The sequence below is a fragment of the Streptomyces sp. NPDC006259 genome (assembly GCF_042870975.1).
GTDB lineage: Bacteria > Actinomycetota > Actinomycetes > Streptomycetales > Streptomycetaceae > Streptomyces.
On record NZ_JBIAHY010000015.1, the window covers coordinates 1 to 17,018 of the forward strand.

15 protein-coding genes and 2 pseudogenes are annotated in these 17,018 nt (G+C 70.6%); 7 read left to right on the top strand and 10 right to left on the bottom strand.

All coding sequences use genetic code 11. The features are described from left to right. Nucleotides 1–217: 217 nt before the first annotated feature. Entirely contained in the window at nucleotides 218–583 is a 366-nt protein-coding gene (locus ACFYO5_RS37615) for a hypothetical protein (protein ID WP_388718203.1), read from the top strand. Nucleotides 584–604: 21 nt separating this feature from the next. Next, the gene (locus ACFYO5_RS37620) at nucleotides 605–1,144 is read left to right on the top strand and encodes a hypothetical protein (protein WP_388718206.1); all 540 of its coding nucleotides are present in this window, start codon (nucleotides 605–607) and stop codon (nucleotides 1,142–1,144) included. A 434-nt stretch (nucleotides 1,145–1,578) separates the two neighbouring features. Here ACFYO5_RS37620 and ACFYO5_RS37625 read toward each other — a convergent pair whose 3' ends face one another. Then, entirely contained in the window at nucleotides 1,579–2,550 is a 972-nt protein-coding gene (locus ACFYO5_RS37625; protein ID WP_388718208.1) for an ATP-dependent DNA ligase, read from the bottom strand. Between the two features lie 40 nt (nucleotides 2,551–2,590). Continuing rightward, nucleotides 2,591–2,941 (bottom strand): DUF6233 domain-containing protein, encoded by a 351-nt coding sequence (locus ACFYO5_RS37630; RefSeq protein WP_388718211.1) that lies wholly within the window; start codon nucleotides 2,939–2,941, stop codon nucleotides 2,591–2,593. A 259-nt stretch (nucleotides 2,942–3,200) separates the two neighbouring features. Here ACFYO5_RS37630 and ACFYO5_RS37635 point away from each other — a divergent pair, with 259 nt between their 5' ends. Beyond that, entirely contained in the window at nucleotides 3,201–3,566 is a 366-nt protein-coding gene (locus tag ACFYO5_RS37635) for a hypothetical protein (RefSeq protein WP_388718214.1), read from the top strand. A 44-nt stretch (nucleotides 3,567–3,610) separates the two neighbouring features. Then, entirely contained in the window at nucleotides 3,611–4,282 is a 672-nt protein-coding gene (locus tag ACFYO5_RS37640; RefSeq protein ID WP_388718217.1) for a transposase, read from the top strand. A 941-nt stretch (nucleotides 4,283–5,223) separates the two neighbouring features. On the opposite strand, the gene ACFYO5_RS37645 is transcribed toward ACFYO5_RS37640, so the two are convergent. The 4 genes and pseudogenes from ACFYO5_RS37645 to ACFYO5_RS37660 all read right to left on the bottom strand — a co-directional run bounded on the left by ACFYO5_RS37645 (nucleotide 5,224) and on the right by ACFYO5_RS37660 (nucleotide 11,248). Then, nucleotides 5,224–5,862: a hypothetical protein gene (locus tag ACFYO5_RS37645; protein WP_388718220.1), complete on the bottom strand. Its 639-nt coding sequence runs from the start codon at nucleotides 5,860–5,862 to the stop codon at nucleotides 5,224–5,226. Between the two features lie 3 nt (nucleotides 5,863–5,865). Next, complete coding sequence (locus ACFYO5_RS37650) at nucleotides 5,866–9,804, bottom strand: DnaB-like helicase C-terminal domain-containing protein (protein WP_388718223.1); 3,939 nt, start codon at nucleotides 9,802–9,804, stop codon at nucleotides 5,866–5,868. Between the two features lie 422 nt (nucleotides 9,805–10,226). Beyond that, the gene (locus tag ACFYO5_RS37655; protein ID WP_388718226.1) at nucleotides 10,227–10,463 is read right to left on the bottom strand and encodes a hypothetical protein; all 237 of its coding nucleotides are present in this window, start codon (nucleotides 10,461–10,463) and stop codon (nucleotides 10,227–10,229) included. Between the two features lie 363 nt (nucleotides 10,464–10,826). Continuing rightward, nucleotides 10,827–11,248: pseudogene (locus tag ACFYO5_RS37660) on the bottom strand (ATP-binding protein). Nucleotides 11,249–11,445: 197 nt separating this feature from the next. Here ACFYO5_RS37660 and ACFYO5_RS37665 point away from each other — a divergent pair. Next, nucleotides 11,446–11,808: an STAS domain-containing protein gene (locus ACFYO5_RS37665; protein WP_388718228.1), complete on the top strand. Its 363-nt coding sequence runs from the start codon at nucleotides 11,446–11,448 to the stop codon at nucleotides 11,806–11,808. Between the two features lie 393 nt (nucleotides 11,809–12,201). After that, nucleotides 12,202–12,507, top strand: coding sequence for a hypothetical protein (locus tag ACFYO5_RS37670; RefSeq protein ID WP_388717636.1), 306 nt, complete (start codon nucleotides 12,202–12,204; stop codon nucleotides 12,505–12,507). Nucleotides 12,508–12,626: 119 nt separating this feature from the next. Here the strand turns inward: ACFYO5_RS37670 and ACFYO5_RS37675 are convergent. Next, a pseudogene (locus ACFYO5_RS37675) lies at nucleotides 12,627–13,329 on the bottom strand (anti-sigma factor RsbA family regulatory protein); the annotation flags it as partial. 171 nt (nucleotides 13,330–13,500) lie between these two features. Continuing rightward, the gene (locus tag ACFYO5_RS37680) at nucleotides 13,501–14,898 is read right to left on the bottom strand and encodes a hypothetical protein (protein WP_388718231.1); all 1,398 of its coding nucleotides are present in this window, start codon (nucleotides 14,896–14,898) and stop codon (nucleotides 13,501–13,503) included. Nucleotides 14,899–15,112: 214 nt separating this feature from the next. Here ACFYO5_RS37680 and ACFYO5_RS37685 point away from each other — a divergent pair, with 214 nt between their 5' ends. Then, nucleotides 15,113–15,538 carry a hypothetical protein gene (locus ACFYO5_RS37685; protein ID WP_388718234.1) on the top strand — a complete coding sequence of 142 codons (426 nt, stop codon included), beginning with the start codon at nucleotides 15,113–15,115 and terminating at the stop codon, nucleotides 15,536–15,538. A 198-nt stretch (nucleotides 15,539–15,736) separates the two neighbouring features. Here the strand turns inward: ACFYO5_RS37685 and ACFYO5_RS37690 are convergent, their stop codons facing one another. Together ACFYO5_RS37690 and ACFYO5_RS37695 are read right to left on the bottom strand one after the other, a co-directional pair. Beyond that, nucleotides 15,737–16,159, bottom strand: coding sequence for a hypothetical protein (locus tag ACFYO5_RS37690; RefSeq protein WP_388718237.1), 423 nt, complete (start codon nucleotides 16,157–16,159; stop codon nucleotides 15,737–15,739). A 250-nt stretch (nucleotides 16,160–16,409) separates the two neighbouring features. After that, entirely contained in the window at nucleotides 16,410–16,637 is a 228-nt protein-coding gene (locus tag ACFYO5_RS37695; protein WP_388718239.1) for a hypothetical protein, read from the bottom strand. Between the last annotated feature and the right edge of the window lie 381 nt (nucleotides 16,638–17,018).

Consider the following 17,018-nt stretch of genomic DNA (forward strand, 5'->3'; position numbering starts at 1 on the left):
TGGAAGGCTGTGTACCGCGCAGCCCGCAGCACGGCAGGGCCAACTGCCTTGCGAGCCACGTCACTTTGCGACCAGAGCCCGGGCCCCGGCACGCCCGTACGGCAACCACCCGAGAGGATGACTGACGCATGCCGCTGAACGTGCCCGTCGCCATCGCCCTGCCGCCGATAGACCGGCGGTTCACGGTGCACAGCGACCGCCGACGCTGGAGGCAGCGGTGCGCGAGGGCGTCCGCGCAGCGGCGCCCGCCTGCCCCTACGCCGCACTGACCGAGGCGGACATCGCCACCACCGAACACACGGACGGGGCAGTCACGATGACCGGCCGCGTGCTGTGCGACGAGGCGGAGTGCTACGCCGCAGCGAAACAACACCCCTTCGACGCCGCCGAGTCGGCCGAAGCCAGGGCCGCCGCCGATTGGGCCGGGGAGAAGGACATGGACCTTGCCCCCGGCGGACTTAGGGACCTGGAACAGCACCTCCAGACGGACGAGCGAAAGCGTGTCCTGCGCGCCCGGGTCCTGATCGGAGTGCTATGCGCGGCGGGCCTCGCCGTCCTCTACTTCACCGTCATCGCCAAGTAACCCGGAGAGAGAACCCGCACCATGGCGAACTGGGTGGGCCCGGTGCGGGGGGCGATGACCCCGACGCTCACCGCCGAGGGCCGGGCCCACCTGGACCTGCCGAACGCCCTCCACATGGCGCCCGAGCACCTGGTGCGCGAGACCGAGACGCTGGCCCGCTCCGTCGCCGCGGGCGAGACCCGCACCCTCGGCGTGCGGCGGCTCGCGGAACTGTGCGGGGAGCTGGCCCGCCGGCACGGCGCCGAACCGCAGCCCCGGCCCTGCCCCGGCGGGTGCACCGAGGACGACGACGCGGCCCACGACCTGGCGCACCGGATCGGGCACCGCCCCCGCGCCGTGCGGGCCGGAGACGTGCGGACCGCCCGCATCATCCTCGCGCCGGAGCGGCGGGTGGACACCCTCCCGGCCGAACTCCCCGCCGACGACCAGGCATTCGTACTCGTCTACCGCGCGGACACCCCGGGCCTCGCCCTGATCGACGCCATCCGCGCGGGCGACGACGAGGCCTCCGGCGACGCCGTCACCGGCGCACTGCGCCGGCTCACCGCGGACGGGAAGTGACCGCCATGATGCTCACCTCTGTCACGCTGCCCGACGGCACCGCCGCCGTGGCGCACACCTCATGTACCGGTTGGGGCGCGGCCCTCATCGAGGAGTTCGGACTGCCTGCCCTCTACCGGATGGTGCTGGACGAGCTGAACGAGGACGCCGCCTGCACGGCCGTACCGGAGCACAACGGCAGCGTGCTGGTGGACTCGCTGTCCGGCGGCCACCCGGGGGTGCTCGCGTACGCCCTGGCGCTGTGCACCGCCCCGGAGTGCCGCGCGGCCGCCGAGGAGGAGCACGGTCCGGCACCCGGACATGGACTTCGAGCGGGCGTGGGCCAGCAAGCAGGCCGCCGGACACCAGGACGACCGGGACATGGTCCACGAGGTCCTGTCCGCCGGCGGACAAACGCTGCTGCTGAACGTGAACAAAGCCAGCCCGGAGGCCGCTCAGCCTGTCGGCCCCGGCTCGAAGCGCGGGGTGTCAGCGGGCGCCAGCTCCGGGCGCATCCGGTGCCAGCGCGCCGGGTGGCGCCAGCGTCCGGCACCGTCGCGTGCGACGTCGACGCCGACCTCCACTACCAGCTCCGGCGCTACCAGAGTGGCCTGCAGGCTCTCGCGCGAGCCCCATCCTGCGCTGAAGGTCCAGCCCGTCCACGGATGGTCACCGGCCGGGGTGAGGAACCCGGCGACCGCCCTGCCCGAGGCCTGCGGGAGCGTCGTGCTGCGCCCGACGTAGCGCAGGCGCCCGTCGGTGTCGTACCGGCCCAGTAGCAGCGTGCGCGGAGCCGCCGGAGAGCCGGTGAACGCCCCAACGATGGCGTCTTCGGTGTGCCGGGCCTTGTACTTCCTCCAAGCCCTCACGGTCGGTTTGTATGCGCTCTCCAGCCTCTTGTAGACCACGCCTTCGACGCCGACGGCCGTCCAGCTCGTCAGCCACTCCTGGACGGTGGCCGGGTCGGTGGTCGACGGGCACAGCGCCCACGGCGAGGTGAGCTGATGCTCAGCGAAGAGGTGCTCCAGTGCGGCCCTGCGGCGCCGATACGGCCAGGTGGTGGTGTCGGTGCCCTCCAGCCGCAGCAGGTCGAAGGCCACGTAGTGGGCGGGCCACTGCTCGGCGAGCCGGGCCGCGCCGGCGCCTCGCCGCTGGAGGCGGCCCTGGAGCCGCTCGAAGGCGAGCCTGCCGGATTCCCATACGACTACTTCCCCGTCCAGGGCCGTCGCGTCGGGGAGCTGGACCGCGCCCGAGTGCAGCTCAGGGAAACCGGGGACCAGATCCGCGCCCCTGCGCGAGCGCAGTACCAGGCGCCCGGAATCCCAGGACAGAAGCGCTCGCCATCCGTCCCACTTGGCCTCTCCCGCCCACCCGTCGGGCAGTGTCGGGTCTGCTACGGGTTCCGCGAGCATCGGCTCTGGCAGCATCCACACGGCTTATGTCTTCCACGTGAGCGCCGGTCCGCCGTCAGTCGAGCACGCCGAGTTCTGTGTCCGGGCGGCAGTGCTCGCACGGCGCCACGTGCTGCCGCAGGGCATCGAGAGCCTGTTCCCGGCTGACCGGTCGGCACCGGCCGCTCTTGGCCGCGGCCCAGCAGTCGCCGGTGTGGACGGCGTCGAGGTTCGCACGGTTCAAGCCGTACTGGATCAGCCAGGCCGGAGGCGGCGGCCGCCGCTGCTCCCCCTGTCGGCGTTCACCCTGGCGCCGTTCCTCGTCGGCGATCCACCCGTCTATCTGGTTCAGCGCCGCGGTCGCCTGCTGGACCACGACGCGGCGCGCGAAGTGGAGCAGGTCGAGACGAGACGGCTGATCGTTCACACGTTCGATTCTAGGTCAAGGCGCCCACGCGAGCCTCACCCGGCTCGACATTGACCTGCTGCGCAGCGACGGCTGAGCGGTACGCGATCTGAACCGGCTGGAGCTGGCCGGGGAGACGCTGCGGGCCGCGCTGGAGACACTGGCCTGCGCGGCTCCGGACTGGCTGGCCGAGGCGGTGCCCGTGCGGGAACGGGCCGGAACGCTACGGCCCGCGGATTCACTCCTGGCATCCGCCGACTTCCACGAGCAAGCGCCAGAGATGGCCTTGGTCTACGGCCGGGACGGGTTCGCGCTGCTGGAGGCGGTGCATGCCCCTGGCGCGCCGGCCTGGCTGCGTGAACTCCCGGCGGTGCAGGTCCTGCGCACGGCGTGGGTGCGGAACTACCATCGCACCGCGACCGAAGCCTCGACGGAGGTGAAGCGGCGGGAGAACAAAGACCTCCCGCCCGGCAGACTGCGGCTGGCCTCCCCGTACGACACAGACGCGCGCTACGGCCTCAAACAGGACTCCTGGTGGACCGGCTACAACGTCCACATCAGTGAGTCCTGCGACGAAACCGATGACCAGGACTCGCCCACCGGCCAGGCGACATCCCTGGAGCCGACGGACCGCCGCCGCGCTTGATCACCATCATCGCGACCACCGACGCCACAGTGACCGACGCGGAAATGACTGAACCGGTCCATCACATGCTCGCCGCCCGTGGTCTTCTGCCCGCCGAGCACTTCCTCGATTCCGGTTATGCCTCCGCCGAGTTGATCGTGGGGATGAAGAAGAACTTCGGGGTCACCCTGGTCACCCCGGTCCTGATGAACAGCTCACCCCAGGCACGTGCCGGCGCCGGGTTCGACCGCACCGCGTTCACCATCGACTGGGACAAGCGGCAGGCCACCTGCCCACGCGGGGACACCGGCACCTGGTGGAGCCCTGCCACCCTGCGTGGCACCAAGGCCATCGTCATCAAGTTCGACAAGGAGACATGCCGCCCCTGCCCGGTGCGAGACCAGTGCACCCGCTCGAAAACCGGCGGCCGGACCCTCTCCCTACAACCACGCGAGCTGCAAGAAGTCCTCGACCATGCCCGCCGCCAGCAGGGCGACGAGCAGTGGCGAGTCAAGTACGGAACCCGCGCGGGCATCGAGGGAACCATCCACCAGGCCGTCGCGGTCACCGGGATAAGACGTGCCCGCTACCTCGGCCTCCGGAAGACCCACCTGGAGCACATCCTCTCCGCCCTTGCGCTCAACCTCATCCGCCTCGATGCCTGGTGGAACGGCCACCCGCTCGACCGCACCCGCGTCAGCCACCTGGCCCGCCTCTGCGTCTCCCTCGCCGCATGACCGGATTAGCCAGCAGGATCGTCACCAGCCGCAAACGGCGGTGGTCTTCCGAGGGTGTCACTCGCGTGCCCGCCGCACGGTTGCGCGGTCTGGCCACGTGACGGCCAGGCTCCACCGTATCCCCGCAGGGCGGGTTTCGGCGTCCTCGCCGGCCCTCGATGGGAAGGGCCACGCGTTCTCCTCGGTGGGGAGAACGCGGAGCCGGGCGCCGTACTGGTTCGGTTCGGCGCCCAGGTCTTGAGTTGGAGACGCCGTGTATGGGAATGCTCTCTCACGAGAACGAAACGGGGGCATCGTGCCGAGGTATGAAGTATCTGGCAAGGTCTTCAAAACGGCGAAGATTCACTTCAGCAAGACAGAGACGGACGTAATCGCGGATGGTGCGTCGGCTGCGGCTCTCATGGCTGTTTGCATACCGGAACCAGCGGCCAGCAAGTCCTTCGCAGCGGCTGCAGGTCTGTGCGCACTTATTGCGAAGCGGGCACAGAAGCAGGACAAGGCTCTGGGACTCACCTACAGGTGGCCCCCTCTACTGGGGCCGATTCCGTTCTTCCATGACGACAGCACATGAGCGGATCCTGGGGGCGTACCACGTGATCGGGAGAGCCGTGGAAGGTCCACGCCTCCATCTGACCTGCGTGAAGTACCTACGAAACGAGCGGACGAGCCCCGCTGGGCACGGAATAAGCCAGCAGGATCGGCACTGGCCGTTCTGCTTCAGGGCCGGCGCCACCAGCCCACGCACTCAGCGACATGACGACAGCCGCCAGCCGCGCCCTCCGGCCGCCCGCCCCGCAGCGACTGAAGGGGTTCACCCGGCGAGGTACCGGCCGAGCAGGACCGCGCCGAGGAGGAACGGTCCGAGGATGCCCAGGAGTGACGGCGTTCATCAGCGGGCCGTCGCCGCGCCGGCGTGGTGACATGGGCGTCCACACCCCTTCTCAGGCGCCGAGGCCGACGTAGGAGACGTAGGTGTAGGCGCCCCAGTCGGAGTCGAGTTCGCTGATGATGTCGTCCCAGATCTCCTCGAGCTTCCCCTGGTCGCCGGCTTCCCTGGCGTCGACCGCCTCGTCCCAGATGTAACGCACCGCGGGCAGGGTCCGCACCGCCTGCTCGCCGATGAGGTTGCGGCGTACGGCGTGTTCGTCGACCAGGGACTGGTCGACGGGGTGGATCTCCACCGCGGTGCCCCTGCCCCGGTTGTTCAGGTGCTGTTTGAAGGCGCCGGGGTTGCGCAGGACGCGCTGGGTACGCAGGTTCCAGTACGCGGTGTCCACGAGCTCGAGGTTGGCGGGGTTGGGGTGCTGGGTGCCGGCGAACCAGTTTTTCAGGGTGCGGGGGCGGACGGTGATCCCGGCGTCGCGCAGGGCCTGGTGGCCGGCGTCGCTGTTGAGGTAGTTCAGGCGGGCCCGAAGGCCGCGGGCGGAGGTGACGGGGGACTTGATGCCGCCTTCGAGGATCATGCGGGCCAGGGCGTCTTCCATGGCGCGGCCGAGGGCCTTGCCGCCGCGGACGTTCTCGGCGGAGCGGTTGGCGCCGTATTCGCCGAAGTTGCGCCAGCCGCTGTTGTCGTACGGCATCGGTTAATTCCCCCCGAGGGTGTAAAGGCGCTTCACCTTCATCTGGGTGGGCTTGCGTCCCTCTTCCCAGACTGTTTTCCAGTCGCCTCCGGCGACATGGAGTTCATCGACGCCGGATACCTGGACCAGGATAAGGCCCGCCTGATGGGCTTTCCACCCTTTCAGCCAGAGGCTCGCGAACGCCTGGGAGCGGATGGTGTGAACCCACTCGGGTCGGCGGAGTTCGCGGTTCTTTCCTGATTCACCGATCGTTGAGGTGAAACGGGAGTACATGGCCTTGACGTATTCCTCGGTGGCCGAGTCCTCTTTCTCGATCGCCATCTGGCGGGCCTGCTGCAGGACGCGGCGGAACTTTTCCAGGAGTGCTTCGGATGCGCCGGACGTCCACGACTCCAGGATCCGGGGCGCCTCGCTCAGTTCGAGTTCGTGGCAGCGGATCAGGAGGCGGACGGTGGCCTCGTCCAGGAGGTAGGGGCCTGGCTCCTTGCGGTTGCCGATGGGGCTGGGCAGGTGCTCGTGGGGCCATTCGAAGTGGTCAACGCGGTGGACCCCGGCGCGGCGGCGGTCGAAGCCGCCGGTGGGGTCGTGCTTGAGCGCGCCGATGGGCAGGTGCGTCTTGAAGGCGGACAGGTAGGCCGCGTTGGTGTCCAGGCCGAACACGTCCAGCGGGTCGCGCGCGCCCTTCCTGATGGCCTCATGCAAGGGAGCATTGCGCCACTTGTGGCGGCCTTCCCAGATTCCGTCGGCTTCGCCCTGTCCGGGCTTGGAGAGGAAATCCAGGGCGGGCGGATAAACGGTGTGAACATAATTGGCGCCGACCCGGGTGAGTTTGAACAAGGCCATGGAGTCCGGCACGGCCTTCTTCTTGAGGGCGGTGATCGCGGCGTCGACGTCGCCGTTCGCCTCGTCGAGGGCCTGTTCGACGGCGTCGCGGATCTTGTTGAGGAAGAAGGTGTAGTTGCGGCCGCCGGTGCCCGGGGTGCCCTCGGCCGGAGGGGTGTCGTCGCTGAACGAGGCCGACGGCGCCTCCGTGACCACCCCCTCCACCACCCTGCGGGCCGGATCGGCCGCCTGGGACTCCTCGGCGGCACCGGGCGCGGCACCGGCGGCCTCGGCGTCCGCCGTGGGCTCGGCGGCGGAAGCAGGCTCGGTGACCGTCAGGGACGCCGTCGGCGGGGCCGCGGCGGGCACGGGCGCGGGCGCGGGCGCGGGGAGAGCCTGCGGGGTGATCCCGGCAGCAGTCGCCGCCTGGTGGTAGACCGTCAGGGCGGCGCGCAGCCGCTCGGCAGCGGGCTCCTGGGGCAGGCGAAGCCGGCGGGCTCCGAGTTCGGCGGCACGGGCCCGGGCATCGGGCAGGAGGTGGACGTGGCCGGCGGCAAGAGCGTCACGCAGGTGGGCCAGGACGTGCTGCCCATGGACCGACAGCGCCGAACGGTGCTCGTTGCCGGTCAGGAACGGCCCGGCGGCGGCGAGGAGTTCGGCCTCCGCGACGGCAAGGTCCGGCGTCCCGGCCGGGGTGGGGCCCGCCTGAGGCGTGCCCGGGACGGGGGCCTGCTGCAGCGCGGCCGACGCCACCGGGACCGGGACGGTGGTGGGGGCGGTTCGGCGAGTGGCGGTGAACGCGGCCAGGGCCGCACCGAGTCGTACGCCCTCAGGTGTGGACGGCACCAGCGGGCGGCGCGCGGCCAGGCCGTCCAGGATCTCGCGCAGGCCCGGCAGTTCACCCGCGCGGCCAGGGGTCGTGGAGGCCTCGCGCAGCGCGGCGAGCACGCCGTTCAGGCGGGCGGACAGCCCATGCCGGGCGCCGGAGGTGAACGGCAGAGCGGCGTCGAGGAGTTCAGCCTCCGCCGTCGCGAAGCCCTCCCCCACGGCCGGGTCGGGTGCCGCGGGCGCCGACTGGTGCGCGGCGGCCGGCTGCAGGGCCACGCCCGGGGCGGCCCCGGCTGCCGGGGACGTCATTGCGGCCGGGGCGGCCCCGGTGGCCGGCGGCACCGACGTCGCCGCGGCCGGGGTGGCCGTACCGGACAGCGAGCCGGGAGCAGAGGTGTCTTCGAGGGCGGCGGACAGCACGGTGTGCACGTCGTCCGGCTCCTGGACCCCCGCATGGGCTTCCAGAGAGGCGCGGACCGTGTCATCCGGGCCGGCGGTGACCTGCTCGCCCTCCGCGCCGCCGAACACATACGCGGCCTTCACATCCTGCGGGCCGACGGGCGCGTCGGCGAACCGGGCCGAGGCGAGGTCGGCGCGCAGCGGCACGCTGACCAGCTCCCCGAAGTCACGTTCGGACACCATCACGTGGGCGTCGTTGTCGGTACGGGTCAGGGTCAGCGTGAGGTACGCGGCATCCAGCCCGGCCAGGACCTCGGCATCGGTGGTGTCCAGCACGGCCACCACCGGCACGTTCCGGCTACGGGCCAGATGCGCCAGCACCCGCGCCGCCTCCGGCAGAGCCGACCCGGACAACGGAACGAACGGATCGGCCGCCTGCTGGAAACGGTCGACGACCACCAAGGCCAGGCCGTCGACGTACGGAGCGGTCTCCGCGATCAACTCCGCGGTCAGACCGGTGCCGTCGTCGACGTGCAGATCAGCCGCGGCCAGCCGGGCCTGAACCACGGCCGCAGCCTGCTGCTCGTCCGCGGTCAGATCACCGGTGCGCAGCCGTCGGTAGTCCAGCCCGCCCTCCGCCGCGACCACCCGCATCGCCACATCCATCCGCGACAACCCCGACGCCGCATACAGCACCGGCAGGCCGTGGGTGAGCGCGGTATGCCGGGCAGCATGAACGGCGAGGAGCGAGCCGCCCGCGTACGGCTCCGCCGCCACCACCGTCAACACCCCCACCGGCAGACTCCCCAACACCGCGTCCAGAGCCCGCAGACCGAACCCGAACCGCGGCACCACCACAGGCGCGACAGCCTCCGTCAGCGCCAGACCGGCAACCTCCCCCAGACCATGCAACCGACGACGACCACCACCCGCGGCCGGTGCAGTCGCCGGGGCCTCGGCCGCACGCATTGAAGCCTGGGGCTCCGGGGCGGCCTCGGCAGCCGTGGCCGAAGCCGTCGTACGGCCTGCCTCCTGGCCGGTGGGAGAGGCCATGTCAGCGGCGGAGGCCGGGACCGGCCTCCCAGTGGCTGCAGCGGCCTCCCCCGCGGCCGCGGACTCGCCCTTTCCAGCGACTTCGGGGGCAAGGGGCGCTGCGGACACGCCAGAGGGGAGCTGCGCGGCGTCCGCCCACGCCGGGGCCGGTGCGGGCGCGACGCCGACGGGAACAGCACCCGATGCGTCGCCGGGAGGAACGGCGACCGGTACGTCGCCGGGCGGGACCAGAGTGGCATCCACCAGGACCGCAACCGGTGTCATGCGATCCAGCAGCACCTGCGGCATACCCGGTCGGCCGGCCGCATCCATCACCCGGTCACCGAGCTTTGGCCGCGCCGCTGTGCGCGCCCACGACGGCCACCTCTCAAGCCGCATCCGCCCTGAGCCATCCAGTCGGTCCACGGGAATCAGCGCAGCACGGTAGGTACGGTGCGTTTTCCCGTCACGCTTCACGATCACCGTCACCCGGCCCTCGTCCCGCGCCGCATCCACCAGCTCATACAGCCGGTTCCGCGCCTCGGTCACCCCCAACACCTCCGGCCCCTCAACCGGCATCAGCGCAGCGGCGGCACCACCATGGGCAGTCTCACCGGTCCCCTGCGCTGTGGGCTCGGCTGCGGACGGCTCGGGGACAGCAGAGCGGGCAGACATCAGGATCTCCAGACACGAGAAGCGGAACAGCCCCGCAAGCGCGGCACCGACCGGCCGGTAAGCGACCAGGCGCTGAACACGACCACGCCCCGCCTCCACGAACCAGCAGCACGGTGCGTGCAGGCAGCGAGTTCGGTCGAGCGGGCCAGGACACAGCCACAGGCACAACCCCACGTACCAGCGCACCCGAGTTCCCTCCCGGGCCGCCACCAACAAGACTCACCCTACCCAACACGTAACGCCACCCGCCATGTAATCCCGATGCGGACACGTAACAACCATGGAGGAGGAGAGCGACGCCAGGTGGTAACGACACCGAGGTGGCCACGCGGGGGGGCAGGGTAGGCCTCGGCGGGGCCCTGTAGGGAGCCGGCAACTCCAGCGCCACCGGCGCTGGCCCGACAGCTCCGGCCCCCACCTCTTCGTCACCCGCAACACCGCCGTCGACGACTCCGGCCCGCCGATCAGCGTGGGCGTAGCGCAGCAGCTCTTCCAACGAGTCGGCCTGCCGGCCGGCGTCCTGCGCGTGGACCGAATCGTCGACGAAGCACGCCGCAGTGTCGACCCTTGCCCCAACCCAGTGCTCCTGGTCGATCCGAGGCGGCCGGTCACGCGGCCCGGACGGCTCCCCGGGCACGGGCCATCTGACGCAGCTCGCAGCGCGCGGCCGGCACCGAGGCAACGGTCTCCCAGTAGGGGTGCCACCACAGCCGTACGGACAGAAACAGCAGGCGGCGGCGCAGCGTGGCGGTGTCCCGGGGGCGGGGTCCGGCGAGCGCGTTGTAGGTGGCGTTCCAGGCGGCTTGCGTCTGCACCAGGTCGTCGGGGAAGTCGGTCACGTCCATACCGACATTAGATCGCCTGTTCGAATTGAGTGTCACTTCGGACACGCCCACCCTGACGTCGTGGTCGGGTCCGTGATCGGGTCTGAGCTGATGCCCCAGCCCCGCACCGAGCCGGAGGGCCTGCCGTTCTGCATCCCTTGTAGCTGACGAACTTCCTCCCGTGATCCCCGTCGGCGGTGCGGGAGGGTGCGCCAGTAGTGAAAGCCGAACTCGGGCGACCAGCACCACGGGTCGCGCTTGTAGAGGAGTCGCCCATGAGTCCCCGCCCCAGTCCCAGCGGCCCGTCGTCGCCCCGTGCCCCTCGCTGCTTCACGGCAGGCCCGCCAGGAAAGGACAGTGAGGACAGGGGGGAACGCTGGGCTGCTACTGGGGGCGGCGTCCGGTGATGTGACCACCCGGGTCGTCGGGCAGGGCGTTGCAGGCAGTGATGCGTTTGCCGACCGGCTCCCGGTGGACCTCGTAGCTCTGGGCGACGGCCCGCGTCAGCGATCCGGGCCACCGGGTGGACCGGAGCGCTGTCCCACACGACCACTTCCACCAGGTCCCCGACCGCAGTTCCATCAGCACCGGTCCGGGCGCGTACTTGCGGGCATTGGTGACGAGCTCGCTGACCACCAGCTGCGTCAGGTCCATGGCGCGTGCGGACACCGGCAGGCCGTACTCGGCCTGGACGCGGGCAGGGAAGTCCACCGCGCGGTGACGCGCCTCGGCGATGCAGGATCCGTCACCGTCCAGAGAGCGATGGTCTCCTGTATCGGAGGGGCGTCAGACACCGCCCTCGCCATCGGGGACTGCTCTCGCCGGGTCCACCCTTGCTCCCCGCCGTTCACACGCCGCGCGTACCCCGCACTATGGCGCACATGTCCCGTGAGGCCCGCGTAACGGACCGCACACGTGTTCGCCGTAACATCGAGGCGGGGTATCGGCGCACTATCGCGTCGGAGCCTTGAGTCCCCCACCAGCGAGCGCAGCCGAGGACACGGTGACAGACACCCACGGAGCGGCCCGGTCCGGCCTGTCGATCGACCACACCGCCGTCGACGGCATCCGGGTGCTCACCGTGCGCGGCGAGATCGACCACGATGTCAAGGATGTGCTCAGCAAGGCCCTGCTGTCCGATGACGGCGTGACGGCGCCGCGGACCGTGGTGGACCTCAGCGGCGTGACCTTCATGGACTCCAGCGGCATCAACGTCCTCGTCGCCGCCCACCAGAGGATGAGCGGCGCTCAGGGGTGGTTGCGTCTGGCCGGCGCCCAGGCGTCGGTGCTGCGAGTCCTGGAGCTGGTCGGCCTGGACCAGGTCATCGGCTCCCATTCCACCGTCGAGCAGGCCCTGACCGCCTGACCCGCGGCGTGCCCGGCCGCAGCGTTCTAGCCGGCTTCCCCGTCTGAGGTCTCCTGCCGGAGTGACCGCCGGTGCACAGCCGCGTCCAGCTCCCGCCCCAGCGGCTCCGGCAGCGGCTGCTCCAGCGCCCCGGCAACCACCGACTCGGCCACCGTATGCAGCTTGATGTTGGTGCGCTGGGAACCTCACGCAGCACCTCGAACCCGGCAGCCGGCGCAAGCCGGTGGATCGCGGGTACCAGCACGCCACACCCGCAGGGATGTCATGTCCATGTGCTTACGCTTTGTTTAATCAGCTGTACGTGGGCACTCAGTAGATGCCGCGTCGATCTTGACGCGTTCCTTACCCGCGGAGCGCATCAGGCGCTCCGATGAACAAGAAAGGTGCCTTCTCATGAGCGCTGTGAATCCGGTCGGCAACGCAGGCCACCACGCGGGCACCGATGCGGCCGCTCACCGGCCGCGCCGGCTGTCGACCGAAACGAAGGCCGCCTTCAAGACCACCGAGTTCTTCGCCTACATCGCCGCGGTCGTCGCGGTTCTGATCGCCTCCATGGTCGTGGGAGACGACGAAGGCCACGCCGACTACTTCCGCGCCGACAAGGCATGGCTCTACATCGTGGTCCTCACTGTCGGCTACATGATCAGCCGAGGCCTGGCCAAGTCCGGCAGCCGCGACCCCTATGACGAGTCCCGCTGACACCATCGCTGTACCAAAGGCTCAGAGAACTCCTCGACCGTGCGGGGGCTGGCAGAAATACAAGCCGTTGGGACGAGCGGGGCGGGCGGTCACCCGGACAGGTGGCCGCCCACGCGTTGTCACAGGCTGAGGTAGAACCGCAGGGTCGTGCCGTCGTCGCCGGTGTGCATGCGTACCAGGTCGGCCACGTAGTGGACCAGCATCAGGCCCCGGCCGCCCAACTGGCCGCGCGTCGGCGGGCGGCGGCCGGCCAGCGGATCGGTCAGCCGGCCCGCATCGCGGACCTCACACACCGGACCCTGCTCGGCCCAGATGGCGAGTGTCCCGTGGCCTCCGCCGTGGACCACGCTGTTGGTCGTCAGCTCCGCGGCCGCCAGCTCCACATCCATCAGCCGCTCCCCGGCCATGCCAGCCGCATCGCCTGACCGAGAGCGAACCGGCGGACCGCCGGAAGGTCCTCACCACCGTGGCGCCCGGTACAGGCGCAAGCGCCTGGTTGTACCGATCGACGACCGTCTGCCAGTCGTAGACGTCGCTGCCCGACCCACGTCCGTCCCCGCTGATGACGCTCGGGTGGGTGACCCTCGCATCAGCGATCACCTCCGGGTCCAGCCGCACCTCGTCGCAGGGACACAGGATCGTCACCGCCCGGCCCTCGAACGCGGCCTTGATCAGCGCCTCGTGCTGCGCGCACGCCGGGTACTCGATCGCACCGCGCCCGGCCCAGATCGGCTCGCCGATGATCCGCACACGCCCCGTCGGGTGGGCGTCGGCGAATCCGCGCAGCACCTTGGGGATGATCCGCCCCAGGCTGCGTCCGGATCGGTCATGTCCATCGGGGTCACCTTGGCAGGCTAGGGCGTCTACCCGGGCCAGGGCGAGCCTGCCCTGAGCTGGGCATCGCCGTGCGGGATTCGTTCGCCCGCTACAGTCACGCGGCAGGGGCCCGGAGCCACAGTCATTGGCTCCGGCCCCTGTATCTGGCGGCGAGAATCAGTCGGTGTCCTCGTGCGGTTCGAGCAGGGCGAAGTACGTCTCACGCTGCTGCTCGGTCAGCTCGCCGTCGAGCGAGAGCGCCGACCGCAGGGCGCTCAGTGTGTCCGCCGCCGGCATGTTCCACGTCGTGTGGGCCTGGCGCTGGATCTCTCCGAGGGTGGCGTACGCCTCGCCGGGGAAGCAGCGGATGTACCAGTCGAGCATCTTGCCCACCGACGGCGTCAGGTTGAGGTGCCACCACTGCGGGGATGCCTCGGCGTCCTTGTCGCCGTCCTCGGTGTCGGCGAACATCTCGACGGTCTCGGCGAAGTCGTGCAGCACCGCGGCCCGGACGGTGCGTCCGAGGTGTTCGGTGGGGACGATCTGGTCGAGGCCGGCGGCCACCGACCAGGCGAGTTCGCCCGCGATCTGGGTGACGGACTCCTTGTTGCGGTGGCGCAGCACCCACCGCTTGCGGACGTCGGGCCGGTCGTACAGGGCGTGCTGGAAGTCGGCGGTGAACCGGTCGCGCACCTCGGCGGCGCCGGGCGAGAGGGCGTCGCGGTCACCGGCGGCCATCGCCTCCCCGACCCCGGTGTAGGAGCGCTTTCGGGCCTCCACCCAGTCGTCGGCCACCGCCCGGGCCCACTGGTCGCGGCCGCCGATGACGGCCTGCGGACGCGGGACCTCGCTGTTGCCGCGCGAGATGTAGGCGCGCAGCGTCGAGGCGGTGATGCCGCCGAGCTCCGCCATCTCCGGGGCGCCGATCAGCTGAGCCCCGGTCAGTTCGGGGCTGGAGAGGTCGACCACGCACCGCTCCAGCGGCAGGGCGTCGTCCTGCTCCTGGTGGTGCTTCGCCCACAGCGCCAGGTGGTCGGGCCAGTTGTCCGGCCGCGCGGTCTCCGGGTCGAAGGTGGCCACCTTGCCGACGTACGCCTTGGCCGCCTCGGCGCGGCCGTCGAGCAGGTCGACGGCGGTGACGGTGACGGCCATGCGGGCCTTGCGCCGCTCGTAGTCCTGCGCGACGGGATCCCAGACCTGGCCGGGCCGGAACCACGTCTCGCCGTTCCACCAGTAGCCGCCGGCGCGGAACAGCAGCGCCTCGCCGTCCCACTCGGTGTGCAAGCCGGAGGTCTCGCCGTCGTGCACGAGCAGCACGGTCCGGCCGTGCTTGGGGTGGTAGCGCACCGCCCAGCCGAGCGCGTGGTTGAGCGGGTCGGTGGTGAAGGCCCGCCAGCTCTTGTCGGAGCGGTCCATGTCGAAGCGGCCCCACATGCCCGGGCCCCGGTTACGGCCGATGGCCTCGATGGCCTCCGGCCCCTCGTCGAGCGGGATGTGGGAGTCGTCGATGAAGGGCAGCCCTGGCACTGGGTGGTCGGTGCGCAGGCCGTTGGCGAGCGGGAGAACGTGACTCAAGGCTGATTCCTCGTTTCACTTCGAGTGCTGCACACTTTGCACAGCACTAGACCTGTCTTCTTTATACATGTGCGGCAACCCCCTTCGTGCAGCTACTTCTGGCCAACCTCACCGCCAGTCGTCCGGGATCCGCCTATAGAGGTGACCGGGTCAGGTAACTTCCTCCCTCCGACGATTCGTCGCAACGCGTCACGACAGGAAGGAAAGCCAGCCCGTGCTCGAGTACTTCGCCCATGACGAGCCCCGCCCCGCCCCGTTCAACGCCGACGATCTGAAGCCGGAGCACGCCAAGGCCATCGGCGTCTTTCTGGACGAGCGCGTGAAGGAACTCCGCGCAAAGCATCCTGCGGGCAGCCCCGAGGAACGCGCGGCCCGCACCTTGAAGGAAGCCGTCGGCGTGCACCTCGACGCGCTCAACGAGTGCTTCGAGGATGAGGAGCCCGACACCCTCCAGGCGCGTAAGACGTCCTGGAACCGGCTGGTGTTCATTGTCTGGCCTTGGGAGGGAACCGAGGGGTACGACGCCTACCAGTGGCGGCTGGTCCGCCACCTTGACGCCGACGCCGCAGTCGAGAGCGCCCGCCGTCTGCTCGCGACCCGCCAGGAGGTCGCGGACACGAAGCGTGCCGAGCAGCAATAGCCACGGCCACCCGGCACCTCGGACCGCTCAGAGCCAACCGTTACGGCGGGCGGGGCCCACCGCGGGCTGAGGGCGCCAGGTAGAGGCTGAAGGAGCGGACAGCTACGACGTGGCGTTCGAAGAGGGCGCGCTGATGCGGGGCCCTGTACCCCTTGACTGCTCTGAGGTTCGGCCGGAAGGACTAGGCCTGCAGCCGGTTCAGGCGGCTGGACGGACGTCGACCTGCTCGAGGGGTGCGCCTTCCGGAACGGCGCCCTTCGCGTGCTTGAGGGCCTGACGGGCGGCGACCATGTTCGCTCCCTTGATGCCCTCCCGTTCGCAGCGCGCCCACCACGTGTGGCACTGCACCAGCGCTGTGGCCGCGCGCAGCTCCTCCATGAGCCGGTCGAACTCAGTGGCCTCGTCGGGCGTCCAGCCAGGCGACGCGGGTCGGCCGCACCGTTCCCTTCCTCGCTCCGTCTCGTCTTGCCAGCCGGGATGGGGCTCACGGGACCAGGGGAGCGTCGCCTGGTGGGCGCGGAGGGCGGCGTACAGATCCGCCACCTGACGCTGGGCTGCGATCAGGTCGGCGGGGAAGTTTTGTGGGTCGAACGGGTCCGGTTCTGGGGCGGGGGTGCTCATGCTTCGGAGCTTAGTTCGACCGGCTGACAATCCTTCGCCAGCGCGCGACGGTCTCGTACGCAGGTATCCCGGAGACGGGGGCGCGGCCGCGTTCGGGCCGCTTCCGCCCGGCTCGGGCCGGGCGGAAGCGGGGCGGGCCCCTCCTTGGTTCTTCAGCACGAGGGGCCCACCGTGCTCTTCAGACGGGAAGGCGCGGTGCACTGCTCATGGTGCCCCGTCGGGCTTCAGCATGCGGGCAAGGCCGACGTTGTTATCCGGCCCGGGCTGCGAGCAGTTGCGCCCGGGTGTAGGTCGCCGTGCCGGGGGCGTCGCGCAGGAGCTCGAACAGGGCCCGCGGTGCCGCGGGGTCGTTGGGGCGTACCGCGGGGGCGGAGATGTCGTCGAGGAGGACATCGGCGAGGCGGGCGAGAGTGTGGCAGCCGTTGCCCGAGTAGCCGTAGCCGATGCCCCAGCCGTCCCGTTCCGGTGCCAGCCACAAGGTCTGGTCTTCGGTACGAATCCAGCAGGTTCCGGCGCTGAGGACGAGGGCCGCGAGCGGCGAGTGGGTCGGCAGGCGCTGCAGTGTGTAGGTGGACAGGTCCGTAGTGCCAGTTTCGGGGCGCGCTGCAGCACGGGGACGCCGGCGACGGGGTCGTGGAGGAGGACGTCGTCGTCGGTCTCTCGGTCGTTGGCCAGCAGTACCTTCTCCAGGACGGTCGGTGGTTGGTCGGCAGCTGCCGGGACCAGGCGCTTGGCCCACTCGCGGGGGTGGCGCAGGCGTCCGGCCGCACGCTGACCACGGCTCCGGTGTGCCAGTCCTTTCCACCGTCCCAGCGCTGCGCGAAGGCAGCGACGCGGTGGGCGAGGGCATCGTGGCGTT

What these genes read in the sequence shown, in the direction of transcription:
- ACFYO5_RS37620 (WP_388718206.1), top strand. Translation starts at nt 605, where the DNA reads ATGGCGAACTGGGTGGGCCCGGTGCGGGGGGCGATGACCCCGACGCTC.
- ACFYO5_RS37635 (WP_388718214.1), top strand. Translation starts at nt 3,201, where the DNA reads ATGGCCTTGGTCTACGGCCGGGACGGGTTCGCGCTGCTGGAGGCGGTG.
- ACFYO5_RS37670 (WP_388717636.1), top strand. Translation starts at nt 12,202, where the DNA reads ATGAGCGCTGTGAATCCGGTCGGCAACGCAGGCCACCACGCGGGCACC.
- ACFYO5_RS37640 (WP_388718217.1), top strand. Translation starts at nt 3,611, where the DNA reads ATGACTGAACCGGTCCATCACATGCTCGCCGCCCGTGGTCTTCTGCCC.
- ACFYO5_RS37645 (WP_388718220.1), bottom strand. Translation starts at nt 5,862, where the DNA reads ATGCCGTACGACAACAGCGGCTGGCGCAACTTCGGCGAATACGGCGCC.
- ACFYO5_RS37625 (WP_388718208.1), bottom strand. Translation starts at nt 2,550, where the DNA reads ATGCTGCCAGAGCCGATGCTCGCGGAACCCGTAGCAGACCCGACACTG.
- ACFYO5_RS37690 (WP_388718237.1), bottom strand. Translation starts at nt 16,159, where the DNA reads ATGAGCACCCCCGCCCCAGAACCGGACCCGTTCGACCCACAAAACTTC.
- ACFYO5_RS37655 (WP_388718226.1), bottom strand. Translation starts at nt 10,463, where the DNA reads ATGGACGTGACCGACTTCCCCGACGACCTGGTGCAGACGCAAGCCGCC.